We start from the raw sequence: 20,231 nt of genomic DNA, 5'->3' as shown, positions 1-20,231 counted from the left end.
GTTCATCGGGCATACGGTCTGACTCACCGCAACGGGTGTTCGGTTCTCCCGCTCCGGAAAACGGCGGCACACGCGTGCGTGCATCATGGCAGTCACGCCGATGGACGACGACGCAGTCAAGCGAGTTCCGGTTGCGCGCGGCTACCGTTACTCGGCCGATACGCGCGCAGGTCGCAAGTGCTACGACATGTGTCCGATTGCTATCGGATCGTGATGCTCAGATTCCCCTCAGATGTAATGACGCTGGTCGGCGCGGGTCACTACTGTCCTCCGAAACCGAGGAGGACGGAGCCCCGAAGCGATGACCGAAGTATCGGTGACCAAGGAGGACGCGGTCGCGAGCGGTGACCTGGTCGTCCTGAAGAGCGTCAACAAGCACTTCGGCGCGTTGCACGTTCTCCAGGACATCGACCTGACGATCACCCGCGGGGAGGTCGTCGTGGTCATCGGCCCCTCCGGGTCGGGCAAGTCGACGCTGTGCCGCACGATCAACCGCCTGGAGACGATCGACGACGGCGAGATCACGATCGACGGAAAGCCGCTGCCCCAGGAGGGCAAGGCGCTGGCCCGGCTGCGCGCCGACGTCGGCATGGTGTTCCAGTCGTTCAACCTGTTCGCGCACAAGACGGTGCTCGAGAACGTGATGCTCGGCCAGATCAAGGTCCGCAAGGCCGACAAGGCGCAGGCCGCGGAGAAGGCCCGCGCCCTGCTCGACCGGGTCGGCGTGGGCACCCAGGCCGACAAGTACCCCGCGCAGCTCTCGGGCGGCCAGCAGCAGCGCGTCGCCATCGCGCGGGCGCTGGCGATGGACCCGAAGGTCATGCTCTTCGACGAGCCGACGTCGGCCCTCGACCCCGAGATGATCAACGAGGTCCTCGAAGTCATGCAGCAGCTGGCCCGGGACGGCATGACCATGATCGTCGTCACCCATGAGATGGGTTTCGCACGATCGGCTGCAAACCGCGTGGTGTTCATGGCGGACGGACGCATCGTCGAAGAGGCTGCGCCCGACCAGTTCTTCAGCAATCCGCGCAGCGACCGGGCCAAGGACTTCCTGTCGAAGATCCTGCACCACTGACCCGCCACACCGACGGACCCCGCACCGTCCGCACCGCCCGCAGTAACTTCACCACTCTTCTCAAAAGGAAGTCACCATGAAGCTTCGCAAGGTCACCGCCGCCTCGGCCGCAGCCCTCGTCCTCGCCCTGACCGCCACCGCGTGCGGCGGCGACAGCAAGGACGACGACACGAGCAGCAGCGCCAGCGCGGGCAGCGGTGGCGGCGGCAAGATCAAGGTCGGCATCAAGTACGACCAGCCCGGCCTCGGCCTGAAGAAGCCCGACGGGTCCTTCGCCGGCTTCGACGTGGACGTCGCCACGTACGTCGCCAAGCAGCTCGGCTACAAGCCGGACCAGATCGAGTTCGTCGAGACCAAGAGCGCCGACCGCGAGAACGCCCTCGCGCGCGGTGACGTGAAGTTCATCGCGGCCACCTACTCGATCAACGACGAGCGCAAGAAGAAGGTCGACTTCGCGGGCCCGTACCTGCTGGCCCACCAGGACCTGCTGATCAAGTCGGACTCGGACATCTCCAAGGGCACGGACCTCAACGGCAAGAAGCTGTGTTCCGTGACCGGGTCGACGTCGGCGCAGAACGTCAAGAAGACGATCGCCCCGGACGCGAAGCTCAAGCAGGTCAGTTCCTACTCCGAGTGCATCGCCGGCCTGCAGAGCGGCGCCGTGGACGCGGTCACCACCGACGACTCGATCCTCGCGGGCTTCGCGTCCCAGGACCAGTACAAGGGCAAGTTCAAGCTCGCGGGCCTGAAGCTCAGCAACGAGAACTACGGCATCGGCGTCAAGAAGGGCGACACCGCGACCGTCGACAAGATCAACAAGGCGCTGGAGCAGATGGTCAGCGACGGTTCGTGGCAGAAGGCCGTGGACGCCAACTTCGGCCCGGCGGACTACAAGAACGAGCAGGCCCCGAAGATCGGCGTCATCGTCCCGAACGCCTCGTAACTCCACCTCAGCCACAGCGGGGTTCCCGCGGTGTGCCGCCGCCCGTCGCGATCCCGGCGGCGGCACACCGCGCCCTTCCCATACGCCACCCAGCCGGAAGCGCGGGAGATCGTGTTCGACTTTCTTGATGGTTACGACGTCCTAGGGGCGTTCTGGATGACGGTGAAGCTCACCGCCGTCTCCGCCGTGGGCGCTCTGGTCTGGGGCACCCTGCTGGCCGCGATGCGGGTGAGCCCGGTTCCGCTGATGCGCGGGTTCGGCACCGTCTACGTCAACATCGTCCGGAACATCCCCCTGACGGTCATCGTCCTTTTCAGCTCGCTCGGGCTCGCCGACATCTTCGGCATGACCATGGGCAGCGACGACTTCGACATCCAGGGCTTCCGGCTGGCCGTACTCAGCCTGGCCGGCTACACCGCGGCGTTCGTCTGCGAGTCGATCCGCTCCGGCATCAACACCGTGCCGATCGGTCAGGCGGAGGCGGCCCGGGCCATCGGGCTGAGCTTCAGTCAGACCCTGACGCTCGTCGTCCTTCCGCAGGCCTTCCGCTCGGTCATCGGACCGCTGGCCAACGTCCTGATCGCACTGACCAAGAACACCACGGTGGCGGCCGCCATCGGCGTCGCCGAGGCCGCCCTCCTGATGAAGACGATGATCGAGAACGAGGCGCAGGTGCTGCTCATCGGCGCGGTCTTCGCGTTCGGGTTCGTGGTTCTGACCCTGCCGACCGGCCTCATCCTGGGCTGGCTCAGCAAGCGACTGGCGGTGAAGCGATGAGCTCGGTCCTGTACGACACTCCCGGCCCCCGCGCCAAGCGGCGCAACCTCCTCTTCTCGGTGGTGTTCGCCGTCCTGCTCGCCCTCCTCCTGTGGTGGATGTGGCAGAAGATGGACGACAAGGGCCAGCTCGACTCCGCGTTGTGGAAGCCCTTCACCACGTCGGAGGCCTGGACCACGTACCTCCTTCCCGGCCTCGCCAACACGCTGAAGGCCGCGGCGCTCGCCATGGTCATCGCCCTTCCGCTGGGCGCGGTCTTCGGCATCGCCCGCCTTTCCGACCACCGTTGGGTACGCGGCGTGGCCGGCACGGTGGTGGAGTTCTTCCGGGCTATCCCGGTACTGCTGCTGATGCTGTTCGCCAACGAGTTCTACTCCCGCTACACGGACGTCAGCAGCGAGGACCGCCCCCTCTACGCCGTCGTCACCGGTCTGGTGCTCTACAACGCCGCCGTCCTGGCCGAGGTCGTCCGAGCCGGCATCCTCTCCCTGCCCAGGGGGCAGACCGAGGCCGCGTACGCCATCGGCCTGCGCAAGGGCCAGACGATGAGCAGCATCCTGCTTCCGCAGGCGGTCACCGCGATGCTGCCGGCCATCGTCAGCCAGCTCGTGGTCATCGTGAAGGACACCGCGCTGGGCGGCGTGATGCTCAGCTTCCCCGAACTGCTCAACTCGCGTGGCACGCTCGCGGCCAACTACGCCAACGTGATCCCGAGCTTCATCGTCGTCGCCATCATGTTCATCGTGCTGAACTTCATCCTGACCAGCTTCGCGAGCTGGCTGGAGCGCTACCTGCGGCGCAGCAAGCGCAGCACGGGCGCGGTGCTCGGCGCGGAGGACATGGAGGAGCTCAATCCGGCTGCGGTGGGCGGTACCTTCGGGACCGGCGCGGGCGGCACCATCTGACGCACGCTCAACTGACGTGACCGACAGGAAAGGCAGTGGCGTGCGCGCCACTGCCTTTCGTCGCTTGACGCAAACAACGACAATGGGTTGCATACGTTCTGTGATCGTGCACCCTGCTCCAACCTGTTGTTCACTCAAGCCCGCGAGGACACCGTCGAAGGCAGGGAGCGCCGCGCCGTGGACCCGGTGATCATCGTCGGAGCGGGGCCGGTGGGGCTCACGCTCGCCCTGGCGCTGGCGCGTCAGCAGGTGCCGTCCGTGGTCCTCGACGAGGGCCCCGGCAAGGACGAGCACCGGCTCGCGCGCACCGTCGTGCTGCGTGAGGACACCGCCGCCCTCCTGGAGCGACTGACCGGAGCGTCCCTCGCCGACGCCGGGGTGCGCTGGTCCGGATGGCGGTCGATGCGGCGCAAGCAAGTGACGCAGGAGATCGCGTTCGACGACGACGCCGAGCCCGCGCCGCTGCACATCGCCCAGCACGTGCTCACCGGGTTCCTGCGCGCGGCCCTCGCCGGCGAACGGCTGGCGAAGATCGCGGTGGACAGCCGTCTGGACACCGTCGAACAGGAGGCCGGCGGGGTCACCGCACACACCCGCGGCCCACAGGGCACCTGGTGGCGGGGCAGCTACCTGATCGGCTGCGACGGCCCCCGCTCCACCGTCCGCAAGCTCCTCGACATCCGCTTCCCCGGCCGTACGGCGGTGGAGCGACACGCCGTGGCCGCACTGCGCGCGGAACTTCCGTGGGACGGCGAGGCGTTGCTTCACCGGACCCCGCCGTGGCGGACCTCCGGTCCCCCCGCCGCAGAGGTCACGGGCCGTCCGCTGCCGGACGGCGTCTGGCGGCTCGACTGGCTGCTGCCGCCCGGCAAGGACCTGGTCACGCCCGAGGCGCTGGTGGCCTACGTCCGCGAGACCCTGGCGGGCTGGAGCGGCGGCTCCACACCCTCGTACGAGCTGCTCGACACCGGTGTGCACACCGTGCACCACCGGCTGGCCCGCCGCTGGCGCGTGGGCCGGGTCTTCCTCGCGGGGGACGCCGCCCACCTGCTCGGCACGCTCGGCGCCCAAGGCCTGGACGAGGGCCTGCGGGACGCCGACAACCTCGCCTGGAAGCTGGCCCTGGCCTGGCACCACGGCCCGCACGAGGCCCTGCTCGACAGCTACCAGACCGAGCGCCGTGCGGTCGTCGCCGCCCGGCTGCGGGCCGCCGACCAGGCACTCCCGCTGTTGCGCGGCGGCGGGGGCATCAGGGCGTACGTCCCCGGCGCCGCCCGCGGTCACGACGCGCTGCTCACCGACGGTCACCTGGGACGCGGCCCGCTGGGCGCGCCGGGGACGTACGCCGGCTCCCCGCTCGCGCCCCGGCACCTGGAGGCCGAGGCACCGGTGGACACGCCCCCGGGGGCGCCCGTCGAGGACGTCCGGGTGACCGCGGAGGACGGCTCGTTCGTCCGGCTGCGGGACCGGCTCGGCCGGGGCGCCCTGCTGGTCCTGCTGATCGCACCGGGCACCGGTGTCTGGGAGCGCCGGCACTGGGTCGGCGCCGGCATCATGCCCCGGCTGGCCGCCGCTGTGACGGCCCTGCCGTGCCCCGCCGAGCTGCTGGTCGCCGAGAGCTATCCGGGCGCGGCCGCGCATACGGTCCTGCTGATCCGTCCGGACGGGCATCTCGTCACCGCGCTCAACGGGGTGCGCGCGGCCGACCTGTACGCCGCGGCGGAGGCAGCCGTGGGCGGCCCGGCGCGGACGGCCGAGGAGACGTCCGCCGCGGGAGCGACGGCAGGCTCCGCGGCGACGTGACACCGGGCTTCCGGGCTTCCGGGCTTCCGGGCTTCCGGGCTTCCGGGCTTCCGGGCTTCCGGGCTTCCGGGCTTCCGGGCTTCCGGGCTTCCGGGCTTCCGGGCAGTCTGGCGGGGGCCCGATCGTGACGTGAGCGCAGGGCCCCTGTTGCGACGTGACGGCGGCGCGGCCTGGGCGGCTCCGCCCGCACTGTCGTCACCGTGCGGTCCACAGGGTGACGGTGAGTTGACCGCGGTGCACCGGCATGCTGTACTCCGGATCGTGACCGACACCGATGTGCGCCTGTGGCGGAGGGTCCATATGGACCTCGTCCGCTATGCGGGCTGCGTGTGTCGTCCGTCCTGCTGAACTCGCACCCCTTCCCCACGGCGCGCGCCGCCGATGCGCCCCCGCACCCCCTGTGCGGCCCGCGCTCCCGCGAACGTTCCCAGGATGGTTTCCGTGTCTGTCTCTCCTTCCCTCACTTCTTCAGCCCGCTCCGCTTCATCCCCCGCGTACGTCTCCCCTCACACCCCCGACGCCCCCGCCTCGCCCGCCTCCGTCGCCGCGCCCACGCAGGCGGACCTCCTCGACTTCGTCCGGCGTACGGCCGCGGACGAGGCGCTGATCGCCTCGCTCCCCCTCGATCCGGAGGGCCGCACCTGGGTGCGTCTGGAGGGACCCGGCGGCAGTGAGGCCTGGCTGATCGGCTGGCCGCCGGGCAGCGGCACCGGCTGGCACGACCACGCCGACTCGGTGGGCGCGTTCCTGACCGCTCGGGGCACGCTCAAGGAGTACTCCCTCGCCGCCCGGCTGCCCACCGACGGCTGGCGGACCCTGGAGCTGACCGACGGCGTGGACCGGTCGCGCGCCTTGCCGGCCGGCCGAGGCCGGTCCTTCGGCCGTCACCACGTCCACGAGGTCCTCAACGAGTCCGCCGAGGAGCACGCCGTCTCCGTCCACGCCTACTACCCGCCCCTGCCCCGCATCCGCCGCTACAGCCGTACCGGGCAGGTGCTGCGGCTGGAGCAGGTCGAGAGTCCGGAGGACTGGCAGTGAGCGACGCGATCACCGCCCAGGAGCAACGGCACGACGACGAGCGACACGACGAACAGCCGACGGGCATCGACGAGTTGCTCGAGCGTGTGCGTGCCGGGTACGCGCGTGTGGAGGCCCGGGAGGCGTTCGATGCCGCCCGCGTGGGCGAGGCGCTCCTCGTCGACATCCGGTACGCGGCGCTGCGGGAGCGGGACGGGCTGATCCCCGGCGCACTGGTCGTCGAGCGCAACGAACTGGAATGGCGTCTCGACCCCCAGGGCAGTCATCGTCTCCCCGAGGCCACGAGCCATGACGTGCGGGCGATCGTGATCTGCAACGAGGGGTACGCCTCGAGTCTGGCCGCCGCTTCCCTGCACCGGCTGGGACTGCACCGGGCGACCGATCTCGTCGGCGGCTTCCAGGCGTGGAAGGCCGCGGGCCTCCCCGTGACGCCGTAGTCACACCGGCGAGCGCTGGGGCCGGCTCCGAGCGGTGGGCGGGGGCGCGACGAGGAAGAGGCTCAGCCCACCGGGCCGCTGGGCGTTCCTGTGCTGTACGAGGGCCGACGAGCAGCCGCCCCCGTCCGACGAAGGACGGGGCAGGCTGTCAGCCCCGGCCGCCGGACCGCCGTCGCGACTGCCGCCGCACGCACACGGGTGGCCGTCGCGCTCAGAACTCCTCGTTCCCCAGCGACTCCGTGTCCTCGCCCTCTTCCTCCAGCGCCTGCCGGACCACCCGCAGGGCCAGGCCCTCGGAGTAGCCCTTGCGCGCGAGCATCCCTGCGAGGCGGCGCAGCCGTCTGTCGCGGTCGAGACCGCGGGTCGCGCGCAGCTTGCGGGCGACGAGTTCGCGCGCCGTGTCCTCCTCCTGCTCGGAGTCGAGCCGGCCCACGGCCTCTTCGATCAGCTCCGGGTCGACGCCCTTGGTCCGCAGCTCCTGAGCGAGCGCGCGCCGGGCCAGTCCTCGGCCGTGGTGGCGGGACTCCACCCAGGCGTCCGCGAAGGCGCCGTCGTTGATCAGTCCGACCTCCTCGAACCGCGAGAGCACCTCCTCCGCCACCTCGTCGGGGATCTCCCTCTTGTGCAGGGCGTCGGCGAGCTGCTTTCGCGTGCGCGGGGTCCCGGTGAGCAGGCGCAGGCAGATCGCCCGTGCCCGCTCAGCCGGGTCCCCCGAAGGCTGCCCCTTCTCGGCCCTCGACGAGGAAGAAGCACCTCCGTCCTCGGTGGACGGCTTCCCGGAGCGGTGTCGACGGCGCCCACGCCCGCCGCGTGGACTGCCCTCGTCACCGCCGCCCCCTGCCCGGCCGCTGCCCGGCCGGTCGTCGCCGTCCTGGAACAGGCCGCCGTCGCCCCCGTTGCCCGCCCCCCGAGGGGCGTCGGGGTGGACGTACTCGGCCCAGTCCGTTCGTCGTGTCACGGATCAGCTCTTGGCAGCGGCGGCCTTGGGCTTGGCGGCCTTGGCTGCGGGAGCCGGGACCGCCTTGGCGTCGTCCGCGGACGCGCCCGCGGTCGCCGCCGTGTCCGTGCCGGCCTCGGCGGCGGACTCGTCCGGGCGCACGCCCACGCCCAGCTTCTCCTTGATCTTCCTCTCGATCTCGTTCGCCAGATCGGGGTTGTCCTTGAGGAAGTTGCGTGCGTTCTCCTTGCCCTGGCCCAGCTGGTCGCCCTCGTACGTGTACCAGGCGCCCGCCTTGCGGACGAAGCCGTGCTCCACGCCCATGTCGATCAGGCCGCCCTCGCGGCTGATGCCCTGCCCGTAGAGGATGTCGAACTCGGCCTGCTTGAAGGGTGGCGCGACCTTGTTCTTGACGACCTTGACGCGGGTGCGGTTGCCCACCGCGTCCGTGCCGTCCTTCAGCGTCTCGATGCGGCGGATGTCGAGTCGCACCGAGGCGTAGAACTTCAGCGCCCGGCCACCGGTGGTGGTCTCCGGGGAGCCGAACATGACGCCGATCTTCTCGCGGAGCTGGTTGATGAAGATGGCGGTGGTCTTGGACTGGTTGAGCGCGCTGGTGATCTTGCGCAGCGCCTGGCTCATCAGACGGGCCTGCAGACCGACGTGGCTGTCGCCCATCTCGCCCTCGATCTCCGCGCGCGGGACGAGCGCGGCGACGGAGTCGATGACGATCAGGTCGAGGGCGCCGGAGCGGACCAGCATGTCCACGATCTCCAGAGCCTGCTCGCCGTTGTCCGGCTGGGAGAGGATCAGGTTGTCGATGTCGACGCCGAGCTTCTTCGCGTACTCGGGGTCGAGGGCGTGCTCCGCGTCCACGAACGCGACCTGGCCGCCGGCCTTCTGCGCGTTCGCCACCGCGTGCAGCGTCAGCGTCGTCTTACCGGAGGACTCCGGCCCGTACACCTCCACCACGCGGCCACGCGGCAGCCCGCCGACGCCGAGGGCGACGTCGAGTGCGGTCGACCCGGTCGGGATGACCTCGATGGGCTCGTTCGGGCGCTCGCCCAGGCGCATCACCGCGCCCTTGCCGAACTGCCGTTCAATCTGTGCGAGTGCGGCGTCCAACGCCTTCTCGCGGTCGGTTCCTGCCATGGGTTCCACCCGGTTTGCTTGAGTCGATCGCTTCACGTCAAAGACGCTAACGCCTGCCACTGACAATGCGCCTCGACGCCGGTCCGGCCTGTGGATAACTCAGGCGCTTATCGGCCCTGAACGGGACATATGACCCGCCGCGAGAGCCGCCGGAGCCTCCATAAGAATGGATGTTCGATTTTCGTGTCAAGCGCACCACGCGGCACTCCCGAGGCTGCCACCACAAGCCCGAGAAGCCGCGAGCCCGGCCCGGCGCGACCTGTTGCCGGCACTCCGCGCCACAGCCCGACCGTCTGGCCCCTCGCTCCTGCCGGCTGTCGGCCCCCGCGCTGCGGCCCGCCCTTCCCACCGGCTTCGCCGCCTGCTACTCCCCCGGGCGTACCACGGGTGCCTTCGGCGGGACGACGACGGCGTACCGGCACAGCCGGGACGCTCGGCACATGGACGAGCAGCAGACGACCACCCAGCGTCGCGAGGGCACCGCGGGCGGGACCGACGCCGGAACCAGGGACGGGACCGACGCCGGAACCGACGGCGGGACCGAGCCGGGGACCAGGGAGGGAGCCGGGACCTGGACCGGAACCGGCGGCGAGGTCGGAGCCGGGGTGGGAGCCACGGCCGGGGTCGTCTACGGGGTGACCGCGCTGGCCCTCGTGGCCTCCGGTCTCGTGCACCTGGCGGTGTTCGCCGTCGACGGCGGCCCATGGAACGGCCCCGTCTCCTGGCGCAAACCGGTGACCTTCGGACTTTCCTTCGGTGTGACGCTCTGGGCCGTCGTCAGGGTGACGTCGTTCCTGCGGATGAGCTCACGGGTGCGCACCGCGCTGCTCGGGGCGTTCGCCGCCGACTGCGTCGTCGAGGTCGGGGGGATCACCCTCCAGGCCTGGCGGAAGGTGCCGTCGCACCTGGACATGGAGACGCCCTTCGACACGGCCGTGTCCATGACGCTCGCGGTCGGCGGCGGCGTTCTCGTCGCGCTGCTCACCGTGTTCGCCGTGGCGTCCTTCCGGCGCCGGCCGACAGGGCCGGCCGGGATGGCTCTCGCGGTGCGTTCCGGCTTCGCGATCCTGCTGGTCGCGCTCGCCTCGGGGGCGGTGATGATCGCGCGCGGAGTCGTGCTCACCCGCACCGGCCACCAGGAGGCGGCCTATCACTCCATCGCCCCGCTCAAGCCGCTGCACGGGGTCAGCCTGCACGCCGTCCTGGTGCTTCCCGCGTTGGCCTGGCTGATGTCGTCCCGCACGTCCTGGAGCGAGAAAGCGCGGTGGCGGATCACCGCGGCGGCGGTGGCCTGTTACGCGGCTGCCGTCGTCGCGGCCGCGGTGTGGGCCGTCCTCGCCTACTGAGGCGCTCCGCTGCCGAGGCACTGCGGTCGCCGAAGCCCTGCGGCTGCCGACGCGGCTGCCCGCCGAACCCTGCTGCCCCGGCGCCCCCGGCGCCGCCTCGTCAGCCGGACCCGTCCCGCGAGCCGCCCCTGCCGCGGTGCGAACGGTTCCACAGCTGCTGCACGCGCGCGAGCGGCCCGGGCCCCTCGCCGCGCCCCCGGTGGCCGTGCACGCGGGGATCGTCGGTGACGTCGTACCGCTTCACGTACGCGCCCAGGAACGCCTGCAGCGTGGCCACCGCCGGGATGGAGATCAGCGCGCCTATCGCGCCCAGGAGTGCGGTGCCCGCGATGACGGAGCCGAAGGCGACGGCAGGGTGGATGTCGACGGTCTTCGAGGTCAGCTTGGGCTGCAGCATGTAGTTCTCGAACTGCTGGTACACCACGACGAAGATCAGCACCCACAGCGCGTACAGCGGCGAGACCGTGAAGGCGATCAACATCGGCAGGGCGCCCGCCAGATAGGTGCCGATGGTGGGGATGAACTGCGAGACCACGCCCACCCAGACGGCGAGCACGGGGGCGTACGGGATGCCGAGGGCCTGCAGCAGCACATAGTGCGCCACACCGGAGATCAGCGCCATCAGCCCGCGGGAGTAGAGGTAACCGCCGGTCTTGTCGACGGCGATCTCCCAGGCGCGCAGCACCTCGGCCTGCTTGGCGGGCGGCAGGACGGAGCACAGGGCCCGGCGCAGACGCGGTCCGTCGGCGGCGAAGTAGAACGAGAACAGGGCGATCGTCAGCAACTGGAACAGACCGCCGAGGACCTGCGTGGAGACGTCCAGGACGCCGGCCGCGCTGTTCTGCGCGTACTTGCGCAGCCAGTCGGAGTGGAGCAGCCCCTCCTGGATGTCCACGCGCCTGAGTTCGGTGTGGAACGTGGTGTTGATCCAGTGGATCACGGAGTCCAGGTACTCCGGGAAGCCCTCGATCATCTTGATGATCTGTCCGGCGAGCATCGAGCCGAGCAGGGTGAAGAACCCGGCGACCACGATCAGCAGGCCGAAGAAGACCAGAAAGGTGGCGAACCCCCTGCGCATCCCGCGGGCGGCCATCCGGCTGACGGCGGGCTCCACGGCGAGGGCGAGGAAGAACGCGATGAGCACGTTGAGCAGCAGGCCGATGAGCTGGTGGAACGCCCACGTGCCGAGTTGGAACGCCGCGACGAGGGCGAGCGCGAGCACCATGGCGCGCGGCAGCCAGCGCGGCATGCGCGCGCCCCGCGCGGCGCCGCCGTCGGCCGGAGGAGGTCCGGCGGGCGGCGTCGTGTCGTGCGGGGGTGCGTTCCGGGCCGTCTGCCCGGGCTCGTCAGTGGGTGCCACGGACCAAGTCTCGCCTACGCCACCGACAATCGGACCGCAGCCTGCGGTCTTCTCGACGTATCAGCGCATCTCGCGATCAGTGCATCTCCCGAGGAACGCTCATCACCGCGCAGACCACGCGCCACACGTCCTTGGCCGCCCAGCCCTCCGCCAGCGCCTCGTGCACGGTGCGTCCGCCGAGTTCCGTCATCACGTGATCGCGCGCGAAGGTCTCGGCGTACCCCGTGCCGAAGTGCTCGTCCATCCGCTGCCAGAAGACCGTCAACCGCATGACACCAGTATCCCGCCCTCGGGGGCGTCCCTTTGCGTGAGCGCCTGTCGAGACCGCTTTCCGCCCTACGGTCTGACGCATGGCCGAAACCGGAGCATCCCCACTCCCCCCGACGCCCCCGGCGCACTCCCCGCTCTTCCGCGCCGAGCACTTCGTCTGGCTCACCGCGCGCGTGCTGGAGCAGCGCGTCTTCGCTCACGCCTTCCTGCACGGCGCCGCCGACCCCGTCGAGACCGCCCTCGACGCCTACCGCAACGAGGACGGCGGATACGGCCACGCGCTGGAACCCGATCTGCGGGGCCCCGTCAGCCAGCCCCTGCACACCGCGCACGCCCTGCGGGTGCTGGACTCCGTCGGGCGTCTCGGCGGCAGGCGGGTGGAGCGGACGTGCGACTACCTGACGTCCGTGTCCACCGGTGACGGCGCGCTGCCGGCGATCCTCCCCAGCCAGCGCGGCTACCCGGCGGCTCCGTTCATCCCGATCGTGGACGACCCGCCCAGCGACCTGCTGGCCACCGGGCCGGTGGTGGGGCTGCTGCACCGCAACGACGTGTGGCACGCCTGGCTGTTCCGGGCCACGGACTTCTGCTGGCAGGCGGTGGACTCCCTGGAGCGGTCGCATCCGTACGAGATCCAGGCCGCGGTGGCCTTCCTTGACGCCGTTCCCGACCGCTCGCGCGCGCAGTCGGCCGCCGACCGTCTGGGCCGCCTGGTGCGGGACCAACGGATCGTCGTACTGGAGCCGGACCGTCTCGACGCCTACCCGGTCGCGGCCGGCTACGGCCCCGGCGAGCATCACTTCCCGTACGACTTCGCCCGGACGCCGGGCTCCCTCGCGCGCGCGTGGTTCACCGACGACGAGATGGAGCGCTCCTTGGACCACCTGGGCGGCGCGCAGGAGGAGGACGGCGGCTGGCCCGTCCGCTGGCGTCGTTGGGCGCCCGGCACCGCGCTGGAGGCGCGCCCCATGGTGACGATCGAGGCGCTGCGCACCCTGCGGGCCTACGGCCGCGCCATCGGCTGACCGGAGACGGCCTCGGTCGGCGGCCTCCGCGCGACCGGGACCTCGCCTGCGCCGGTCCTCACCGTCGCCGCTCCTCCCGCACGCCCGCCGCGCGGCACGTGCGGGCCCGTTCCCGGCTTCCTCCACCGCGTACGCCGTTCAGGCCGTGCACGGCCCCCGCCCCCTCAGCCGCCCAGGGCACGCACCCCCGCCGTGACCGCCACGGCTGCCGCGACGACGACCAGGAAGGGGGCCCGCAGCACGACGGCGACGGCCGCCGCGGCCAGTCCCGCGGCCCGGGCGTCCAGCACGAGCGCATGGCCGTCCGCGAAGGTCTGCTGGGCCGTGAGGGCAGCCAGCAGCGCCACGGGGAGCAGTGCGGCGGAACGCCTGACCAGCGGTCGTTCGAGCGCGCCCGCGGGGACGAGCAGTCCGGCGAGTTTGACGGCGTAGCAGCCGAGTGCCGTCGCGGCGATCGCGATCCAGGTGTTCAACGCCTCTCCTCCTCCGTGTCGCGGCGACCGGCTGTGTGCCGGCCCTCGATGTACAGGACGACCGGCACGGCGAGCGCGGCCGCCAGAACGGGCACTCCGGCGGGCAGGACGGGCAGCAGTCCCAGGCCGAGGAGCACCGCGACCACGGCGACGGTCCGCTCGGCCGCGGTCCTCAGCATGGGCGCGAGCAGCGCCAGGAAGACGGCCGGGCCGGCCGCGTCCAGACCCCACGCGTCGGTGTCGCCGACGGCCTCGGCGCCCAGGGCGCCCAACAGCGTGGTGAGGTTCCACAGGACGTACAGGGTCAGCCCCGTGACCGCGAATCCCAGGCGCGCCGCGCGTCGCCCCGGCTGCGCCAGCGAGACCGCGGTCGTCTCGTCGATCACCCAGTGGGCGGCGAACGGGCGCACCGCGCGCGGGAGAGCCAGCAACTGCGACAGGCGCAGGCCGTAGAACGCGTTGCGCACCCCCAGGAAGAAGGCGCCGGCGGCCGCGGTCAGCGGGTTGCCGCCCGCCGCCAGCGCCCCGACCAGCGCGAACTGCGACGCGCCGGTGAACACCAGGAGGCTGAGCGCGCAGGTCTGCCACACCGAGAGCCCGCTGCCCGCCGAGGTCACCCCGAAGGCGAACCCGGAGAGTCCTACGGCGATGCCGACCCCGAGGGAGTCCCGTACGACGGCGGCGTCGGGCTTTCCCCCGTCGTCGGCCCGTATGTCCGTGAAAGCTGTCTGGTCTGCCACGACCAGGACGGTACGAGCAGCGGCACCGTCGGGTCTTGTACGTTCTTGCGCTCGCGCTGGTACGCCCCAGGGGGGACTCCCACGATGCGCGCGAAGTGGCGGTTGAGGTGGGGCTGGTCGGTGAATCCCACCGTGACGGCCGCCTCGGCCGGCGTCGTCCCCGCGTCCAGCAGCCGTCGCGCCCGACGCACGCGGGCGTCGGTGAGCCAGGCGTGGGGCGGGAGTCCGTACGCGTCCCTGAAGGCCCGCAGAAGGGCGAACGGGCTGGTTCCCAGGTCCGCGGCCAGCCGCTCCAGCGTCGGCGGGTCGGCCAGCCGTTCCTCCAGCACCCCTCGCGCGCGTGCGGCGATCCGTGCCCCGGCGGACCGCGTCTCCCGTTGCGGCAGCGGCCCGCCGTTGAGCCGCAGCAGTCGTGTGACGGCCACCCGCAGCAGCGTGTCGGCGGCCAGCGCGTTGCCCTCCTCGGCGGCACGCAGCACCTGGTGGACGAGCCGGACGGCGTACGGGTCGTCGAGCACGGGACTGACGAAGCCCGGGGCGCCGCGCAGGCTCGTCGTCTCGGCCGCGATCTCGGCCACCAGGCCGGGTGACGGATAGACCGCGCCGTACCGCCACCCCTCCGGCACCCCGGCCCGTCCGGTGTGCGGGGTGTCGGGGTTGACCAGGGCGAGGGTCCCGGCTCCCGCGTGCTGGTCGGAGCCGCTGTGCTGGAAGATCTCCACGCCGTCGGCGATGGCGGCGATCACGAAGTGCTCGTGGGTGTGCCGCACGAACGTCTTGCGGACATACCGGGCCCGCAGGAGGTCGACACCGGGCAGCTGCGGGTACTGCCAGTGCCGCGCCCGCTCTCCGGAACCCGAACTCGCCACCCGACCATTGTCCGCGACGCGCCTCCCGGACGCCGACGGGCCGGGGAGCGGGGTCGGCGGCCGCTCCCGCACGGCCGTTTACGCAGCGTGTTCTCGCAGCTCAGGGGCATTGTCAGTGGACGGGTGCAGGATGGACGCATGGTCAGCTCCGCACACCGGGCCCTCGACGGCTTCTCCCCCGCGACCCGCGGCTGGTTCACGGGGGCGTTCTCCGCGCCCACCGCGGCCCAGGCCGGCGCGTGGCGAGCCATCGGCGAGGGCTCCGACGTGCTGGTGGTGGCTCCGACGGGTTCCGGCAAGACGCTGGCCGCGTTCCTGGCCGCCCTCGACCAGCTGGCCTCGACGCCCCCGCCCGCCGATCCGAAGAAGCGGTGCCGGGTCCTCTACGTCTCCCCGCTCAAGGCCCTCGCGGTCGACGTGGAGCGCAACCTGCGCAGTCCGCTGACCGGCATCCGTCAGGAGTCCGTGCGTCTGGGCCTGGCCGAGCCCGAGATCAAGGTCGGCATCCGCTCCGGCGACACCCCGCCCGCCGAGCGCCGTGCGTTGTCCACCCGCCCTCCGGACATCCTGATCACGACGCCGGAGTCGCTGTTCCTGATGCTCACGTCGGCCACCCGCGACGCTCTGACCGGCATCGAGTCGGTGATCCTGGACGAGGTGCACGCGGTGGCCGGGACCAAGCGCGGCGCGCACCTCGCCCTCTCCCTGGAGCGGCTGGACGAGCTGCTGCCCAGGCCCGCCCGCCGCATCGGCCTGTCCGCCACGGTCCGTCCGGTCGACGAGGTGGCCCGCTATCTTTCCCCGCACCGCAAGGTGGAGATCGTCCAGCCGAAGTCCGGCAAGGAGTTCGACCTCTCGGTCGTCGTCCCGGTGGAGGATCTGGGCGAGCTGGGCGGCTCCCCGGTCGCCGAGGGCGCCGAAGGGGCCGAACGCCCCTCGATCTGGCCGCATGTCGAGGAGCGGATCACCGACCTCGTCCAGGCCCACCGATCGACCATCGTCTTCGCCAACTCGCGCCGGCTGGCCGAGCGCCTGTGCAACCGGCTCAACGAGATCGCCTACGAGCGCGCCACCGGCGAGCCCCTCGGGGAGCATCACTCGCCCGCCCAGCTGATGGGCGGCTCCGGCGCGGCCCAGGGAGCGCCGGGCGTCATCGCGCGCGCCCACCACGGCTCGGTCTCCAAGGAGCAGCGCGCCCTCGTCGAGGAGGACCTCAAGGCGGGCCGGCTGCCGGCCGTGGTGGCGACCTCCAGTCTCGAGCTCGGCATCGACATGGGCGCGGTGGACCTCGTGGTGCAGGTGGAGTCGCCGCCCTCGGTGGCTTCCGGTCTCCAGCGCGTCGGACGTGCCGGGCACCAGGTGGGCGCAGTGTCCACCGGCGTGGTCTTCCCGAAGTACCGCGGCGACCTCGTCCAGGCGGCCGTGGTGACCGAGCGGATGCGCACGGGCTCGATCGAGTCGCTGCGCGTGCCCGCCAACCCGTTGGACGTCCTGGCGCAGCAGCTCGTCGCCATGACGGCCCTCGACACCTGGCAGGTGGACGACCTGCTGGCCCTGGTCCGCCGTGCCGCTCCCTTCGCGGCGCTCCCGGAGTCCGCGTTCACGGCCGTCCTCGACATGCTGGCCGGCCGCTACCCCTCCGACGCGTTCGCCGAGCTGCGCCCGCGCGTGGTGTGGGACCGGGTCGCCGGGACGGTCACCGGCCGCCCGGGAGCCCAGCGCCTCGCCGTCACCTCCGGGGGCACGATCCCCGACCGGGGTCTGTTCGGCGTCTTCCTGGCGGGTTCCGACCCCAAGAAGGGCGGCGGCCGGGTCGGCGAACTCGACGAGGAGATGGTCTACGAGTCGCGCGTGGGCGACGTGTTCACGCTCGGCACCAGTTCCTGGCGCATCGAGGACATCACCCGCGACCGGGTCCTGGTCTCTCCCGCCCCCGGCGTCCCGGGCCGTCTGCCGTTCTGGAAGGGCGACCAGCTGGGCCGGCCGCTGGAACTCGGCCGCGCGGTGGGCGCGTTCCTGCGCGAGGTCGGCTCGCTCTCCAAGACGGACGCCCGGCTGCGCCTGCTCACCGCGGGCCTCGACGCGTGGGCGGCCGACAACGTGCTCTCCTACCTGGACGAGCAGCGCGAGGCCTGTGGCCACATCCCCGACGACCGCACGATCGTCGTGGAACGCTTCCGCGACGAGCTGGGGGACTGGCGCGTCGTCGTCCACTCACCCTTCGGCGCCCAGGTGCACGCCCCATGGGCGCTCGCGCTGGGAGCGAAGCTCTCCGAGCGGTACGGCATGGACGCCCAGGTGATGCACGCCGACGACGGGATCGTGCTGCGGCTGCCCGACGCCGATCTGATGGGCCTCGACCTCCTCGACCAGGAGCCGCTGAAGGCCGGCGCGGAGTACGACGCCGAACAGGCCCCGGTCGGCGCGGCGGACGTCGTCTTCGACAAGGGCGAGGTCGACCAGATCGTCACCGACCAGGTCGGCGGCTCGGCCCTGTTCGCGGCGCGCTTCCGCGAATGCGCCGCCCGCGCGCTGCTGCTGCCGCGCCGCAACCCGGGCAGGCGCACACCGCTGTGGCAGCAGCGTCAGCGAGCCGCGCAACTGCTGCAGGTGGCGAGCGAGTTCGGCTCCTTCCCGATCGTGCTCGAAGCGATCCGCGAGTGCCTCCAGGACGTGTTCGACGTCCCCGGCCTCGTGGAGCTGATGGGCGACCTGGAGTCGCGCAAGGTGCGCCTGGTCGAGGTCACCACGGCGGAGCCGTCCCCCTTCGCCCGCTCCCTGCTCTTCGGCTACGTCGCCCAGTTCCTCTACGAAGGGGACTCCCCGCTGGCCGAGCGCCGCGCCGCGGCCCTCTCGCTGGACTCACGCCTGCTGGCCGAACTGCTCGGCCAGGCGGAACTGCGCGAACTGCTCGACGCGGACGTCCTCACGGAACTGGAACAGGAACTCCAGTGGCTCACCGAGGACCGGCGGGCGAAGGACGCCGAGGGGGTGGCGGACCTGCTGCGCCTCCTCGGCCCGCTCACCGACGCCGAGCTGGCCGAGCGGGGCGCCGAACCGCAGTGGGCGCAGGATCTGGCCGCCTCCCGCCGTGCCATCCGCGTCCGCGTCGCCGGAGCCGATCACTGGGCCGCGATCGAGGACGCGGGACGCCTGCGCGACGCCCTCGGCACCGCACTGCCGGTCGGCGTGCCTGAGGCCTTCACGGAACCCGTGAAGGACCCCCTCGGCGACATCCTCGCGCGCTACGCCCGCACCCACGGCCCCTTCACCTCCGCCGGCGCCGCCGCCCGCTTCGGCCTGGGCGCGGCGGTCACCGAGGGGGCCCTCCACCGGCTCGCGGCGGGCGGGCGCGTCGTCCAGGGCGAGTTCCACCCGGCGGGCATCGGCCAGGAGTGGTGCGACGCGACGGTCCTGCGTCGGCTGCGCCGCCGTTCCCTGGCCGCCCTGCGCCACGAACTGGAACCGGTGTCGCCGCCCGCGCTCGCCCAGTTCCTGCCCCAGTGGCAGCACATCGGCCGGGGCCACTCGCTGCGCGGCGTCGACGGGCTGGTGCGTGCGATCGAGCAGTTGCAGGGTGCGTCGGTGCCCGCCTCGGCCTTGGAGAAGCTCGTCCTGCCGTCCCGGGTGCGCGACTACTCCCCCGCGATGCTCGACGAGCTCACCGCGACGGGTGAGGTGGTCTGGGCCGGAGCGGGCGCCCTCCCCGGGAAGGACGGCTGGGTCTCGCTGTACGTGGCGGACGCCGCGCCCCTGCTGCTCCCCCCGCCCCACCCGCTGGAGCTGACGGCGCTGCACCAGTCCGTGCTGGACGCGCTCTCCGCGGGCTACGGCCTGTTCTTCCGGCAGATCGCCGACCGGGTCCGCGCCACCACCCACCCCGACGTCACGGATCCCCAACTCGCCGACGCCGTCTGGGACCTGGCATGGTCCGGCCGGCTCACGAACGACACGCTGACCCCGATGCGATCCCTGCTGGGCTCGGGCCGCACGGCCGGGTCCACGGCCCACCGCGCCAAGCGCGCGGTCCCGCGCGGCCGCTACGGCTCGCTGACGGCCGGGGCCCGCCCCGCCTCCCGCGGCGGCCCCCCGACCGTCGCCGGCCGCTGGTCCCTCCTGCCCGCCCACGAGCCCGACCCCACGGTCCGCGCCCACGCACTCGCCCGCACGCTCCTCGACCGGCACGGCGTGGTGACACGCGGAGCGGTCGCGGCCGAGGGCGTCGAGGGCGGCTTCTCCGCGACGTACCGCATCCTGTCCGTCTTCGAGGAGAGCGGCCAGGCCCGCCGCGGATACGTCGTCGAAGGCCTCGGCGCCGCCCAGTTCGCCATGGACGGCGCCGTGGACCGCCTGCGCGCGGTGGCCAGCGCCCGCGACCGCGGCGAGCCCCTGACCGGCCCGAACCGGGCCGCGCACGCCCAGGACGACTTCGTCTTCCCCGACGACCTCCCGGCCGACGACGCGTGGGACACGGCGGGCGACCGCACCTCCTTCTCCTCCCCCCGCACCCCGCGCAGGGGCCCGGCCTCCACGGACGAGTACGTCTCGCCCCGGGACCTCGCCTCCCCCGGCACGGGCGGACCCCGCGGAGGCAGCGCGTTCGCGAACGCCGCGGACTTCCCCGGCAGGTCCGGCCACGGCGGCCGCGACACCTCCCCCGCCTCCCGCGCCGTCGTCCTCGCCGCCGCCGACCCGGCCAACGCCTACGGCGCCGCTCTCGGCTGGCCCGAGCCGCCGAACGGCGCCGGACACAAGCCCGGCCGCAAGGCCGGCTCCCTGGTGGTCCTCGTCGACGGTGAGCTGACGCTGTACATGGAGCGCGGCGGCAAGTCCCTGCTGGCCTGGCCCTCCGCCCCGGACCGTGCGGAGGCACCCGCCGACGACCCTCGGCTGCACGCCGCCGCGCAGGCGCTCGCCGAGGCCGCGCGCGCGGGCGCCCTCGGCACGGTCACGGTGGAGCGCGTCAACGGCGGCTCGGCCCTCACCTCGCCCATCGGCGCCCTGCTGGAAGGGGCGGGCTTCATCGCGACCCCACGAGGCCTGCGGCTGCGCGCATGACGACGACCGTCCACGACCGG

Annotated in this window: 18 protein-coding genes; 11 read left to right on the top strand and 7 right to left on the bottom strand. The window is 72.2% G+C overall.

Annotation, left to right across the window (positions count from 1 at the left end; translation table 11 throughout):
• The first annotated feature begins 301 nt into the window (after nucleotides 1–301).
• The 8 genes from ACH4ZA_RS21790 (at nucleotide 302) to ACH4ZA_RS21755 (ending at nucleotide 6,981) form a co-directional block, all read left to right on the top strand.
• Nucleotides 302–1,078 (top strand): amino acid ABC transporter ATP-binding protein, encoded by a 777-nt coding sequence (locus ACH4ZA_RS21790; protein ID WP_319277703.1) that lies wholly within the window; start codon nucleotides 302–304, stop codon nucleotides 1,076–1,078.
• A 76-nt stretch (nucleotides 1,079–1,154) separates the two neighbouring features.
• Entirely contained in the window at nucleotides 1,155–2,021 is an 867-nt protein-coding gene (locus ACH4ZA_RS21785) for a glutamate ABC transporter substrate-binding protein (RefSeq protein ID WP_398431022.1), read from the top strand.
• Nucleotides 2,022–2,132: 111 nt separating this feature from the next.
• On the top strand, nucleotides 2,133–2,798 hold the full coding sequence (locus ACH4ZA_RS21780) for an amino acid ABC transporter permease (protein ID WP_319277707.1): 666 nt from the start codon (nucleotides 2,133–2,135) through the stop codon (nucleotides 2,796–2,798).
• The gene (locus ACH4ZA_RS21775; RefSeq protein WP_319277708.1) at nucleotides 2,795–3,703 is read left to right on the top strand and encodes an amino acid ABC transporter permease; all 909 of its coding nucleotides are present in this window, start codon (nucleotides 2,795–2,797) and stop codon (nucleotides 3,701–3,703) included. Before ACH4ZA_RS21780 ends, ACH4ZA_RS21775 begins: the two co-directional genes overlap by 4 nt.
• A 177-nt stretch (nucleotides 3,704–3,880) precedes the next feature.
• Complete coding sequence (locus tag ACH4ZA_RS21770; RefSeq protein ID WP_398431146.1) at nucleotides 3,881–5,506, top strand: FAD-dependent monooxygenase; 1,626 nt, start codon at nucleotides 3,881–3,883, stop codon at nucleotides 5,504–5,506.
• Nucleotides 5,507–5,635: 129 nt separating this feature from the next.
• Complete coding sequence (locus tag ACH4ZA_RS21765) at nucleotides 5,636–5,854, top strand: putative leader peptide (protein WP_398431020.1); 219 nt, start codon at nucleotides 5,636–5,638, stop codon at nucleotides 5,852–5,854.
• A gap of 93 nt (nucleotides 5,855–5,947) precedes the next feature.
• Nucleotides 5,948–6,544 (top strand): cysteine dioxygenase, encoded by a 597-nt coding sequence (locus ACH4ZA_RS21760; protein ID WP_398431018.1) that lies wholly within the window; start codon nucleotides 5,948–5,950, stop codon nucleotides 6,542–6,544.
• An 8-nt stretch (nucleotides 6,545–6,552) separates the two neighbouring features.
• A complete protein-coding gene (locus ACH4ZA_RS21755; protein WP_398431145.1) occupies nucleotides 6,553–6,981 on the top strand; it encodes a rhodanese-like domain-containing protein in 429 nt (142 codons plus the stop codon).
• A gap of 211 nt (nucleotides 6,982–7,192) precedes the next feature.
• Here the strand turns inward: ACH4ZA_RS21755 and recX are convergent, their stop codons facing one another.
• The gene (gene recX, locus ACH4ZA_RS21750) at nucleotides 7,193–7,939 is read right to left on the bottom strand and encodes a recombination regulator RecX (RefSeq protein ID WP_319277712.1); all 747 of its coding nucleotides are present in this window, start codon (nucleotides 7,937–7,939) and stop codon (nucleotides 7,193–7,195) included.
• A 3-nt stretch (nucleotides 7,940–7,942) separates the two neighbouring features.
• Entirely contained in the window at nucleotides 7,943–9,070 is a 1,128-nt protein-coding gene (gene recA / locus ACH4ZA_RS21745; RefSeq protein ID WP_319277713.1) for a recombinase RecA, read from the bottom strand.
• Nucleotides 9,071–9,675: 605 nt separating this feature from the next.
• Here recA and ACH4ZA_RS21740 point away from each other — a divergent pair.
• Complete coding sequence (locus ACH4ZA_RS21740) at nucleotides 9,676–10,416, top strand: hypothetical protein (protein WP_398431143.1); 741 nt, start codon at nucleotides 9,676–9,678, stop codon at nucleotides 10,414–10,416.
• A 100-nt stretch (nucleotides 10,417–10,516) separates the two neighbouring features.
• Here ACH4ZA_RS21740 and ACH4ZA_RS21735 read toward each other — a convergent pair whose 3' ends face one another.
• Both ACH4ZA_RS21735 and ACH4ZA_RS21730 read right to left on the bottom strand, forming a co-directional pair.
• Nucleotides 10,517–11,776 (bottom strand): AI-2E family transporter, encoded by a 1,260-nt coding sequence (locus ACH4ZA_RS21735; protein WP_319277715.1) that lies wholly within the window; start codon nucleotides 11,774–11,776, stop codon nucleotides 10,517–10,519.
• Nucleotides 11,777–11,852: 76 nt separating this feature from the next.
• Nucleotides 11,853–12,047: a DUF3046 domain-containing protein gene (locus ACH4ZA_RS21730; protein ID WP_319277716.1), complete on the bottom strand. Its 195-nt coding sequence runs from the start codon at nucleotides 12,045–12,047 to the stop codon at nucleotides 11,853–11,855.
• A gap of 79 nt (nucleotides 12,048–12,126) precedes the next feature.
• Between ACH4ZA_RS21730 and ACH4ZA_RS21725 the strand changes: the two genes are divergently transcribed.
• A complete protein-coding gene (locus ACH4ZA_RS21725) occupies nucleotides 12,127–13,071 on the top strand; it encodes a hypothetical protein (RefSeq protein ID WP_319277718.1) in 945 nt (314 codons plus the stop codon).
• A gap of 164 nt (nucleotides 13,072–13,235) precedes the next feature.
• Here ACH4ZA_RS21725 and ACH4ZA_RS21720 read toward each other — a convergent pair whose 3' ends face one another.
• Genes ACH4ZA_RS21720 through ACH4ZA_RS21710 form a run of 3 tightly spaced genes read right to left on the bottom strand, consistent with a single transcriptional unit; the run spans nucleotide 13,236 to nucleotide 15,153 of the window.
• On the bottom strand, nucleotides 13,236–13,544 hold the full coding sequence (locus ACH4ZA_RS21720; protein WP_319277720.1) for an AzlD domain-containing protein: 309 nt from the start codon (nucleotides 13,542–13,544) through the stop codon (nucleotides 13,236–13,238).
• A complete protein-coding gene (locus tag ACH4ZA_RS21715) occupies nucleotides 13,541–14,284 on the bottom strand; it encodes an AzlC family ABC transporter permease (protein ID WP_398431013.1) in 744 nt (247 codons plus the stop codon). Before ACH4ZA_RS21715 ends, ACH4ZA_RS21720 begins: the two co-directional genes overlap by 4 nt.
• The gene (locus ACH4ZA_RS21710) at nucleotides 14,185–15,153 is read right to left on the bottom strand and encodes an AraC family transcriptional regulator (protein ID WP_398431010.1); all 969 of its coding nucleotides are present in this window, start codon (nucleotides 15,151–15,153) and stop codon (nucleotides 14,185–14,187) included. The genes ACH4ZA_RS21715 and ACH4ZA_RS21710 overlap by 100 nt, the downstream gene beginning before the upstream one ends.
• Before the next feature lie 138 nt (nucleotides 15,154–15,291).
• Here ACH4ZA_RS21710 and ACH4ZA_RS21705 point away from each other — a divergent pair, with 138 nt between their 5' ends.
• Nucleotides 15,292–20,211 (top strand): ATP-dependent helicase, encoded by a 4,920-nt coding sequence (locus ACH4ZA_RS21705; protein WP_398431009.1) that lies wholly within the window; start codon nucleotides 15,292–15,294, stop codon nucleotides 20,209–20,211.
• Nucleotides 20,212–20,231 lie beyond the last annotated feature (20 nt).

Source organism: Streptomyces sp. NPDC020597, assembly GCF_044335095.1.
In the GTDB taxonomy this organism is placed as follows: Bacteria; Actinomycetota; Actinomycetes; order Streptomycetales; family Streptomycetaceae; genus Streptomyces.
Note: the sequence above shows the minus strand (reverse complement) of the source record. Positions and strands in the feature narration are given on the sequence as shown.

Excerpts from the sequence above, each read along its gene's own strand:
- ACH4ZA_RS21785 (WP_398431022.1), top strand. The coding sequence starts at position 1,155 with ATGAAGCTTCGCAAGGTCACCGCCGCCTCGGCCGCAGCCCTCGTCCTC.
- ACH4ZA_RS21775 (WP_319277708.1), top strand. The coding sequence starts at position 2,795 with ATGAGCTCGGTCCTGTACGACACTCCCGGCCCCCGCGCCAAGCGGCGC.
- recA (WP_319277713.1), bottom strand. The coding sequence starts at position 9,070 with ATGGCAGGAACCGACCGCGAGAAGGCGTTGGACGCCGCACTCGCACAG.
- ACH4ZA_RS21705 (WP_398431009.1), top strand. The coding sequence starts at position 15,292 with ATGGTCAGCTCCGCACACCGGGCCCTCGACGGCTTCTCCCCCGCGACC.
- ACH4ZA_RS21725 (WP_319277718.1), top strand. The coding sequence starts at position 12,127 with ATGGCCGAAACCGGAGCATCCCCACTCCCCCCGACGCCCCCGGCGCAC.
- ACH4ZA_RS21730 (WP_319277716.1), bottom strand. The coding sequence starts at position 12,047 with ATGCGGTTGACGGTCTTCTGGCAGCGGATGGACGAGCACTTCGGCACG.
- ACH4ZA_RS21790 (WP_319277703.1), top strand. The coding sequence starts at position 302 with ATGACCGAAGTATCGGTGACCAAGGAGGACGCGGTCGCGAGCGGTGAC.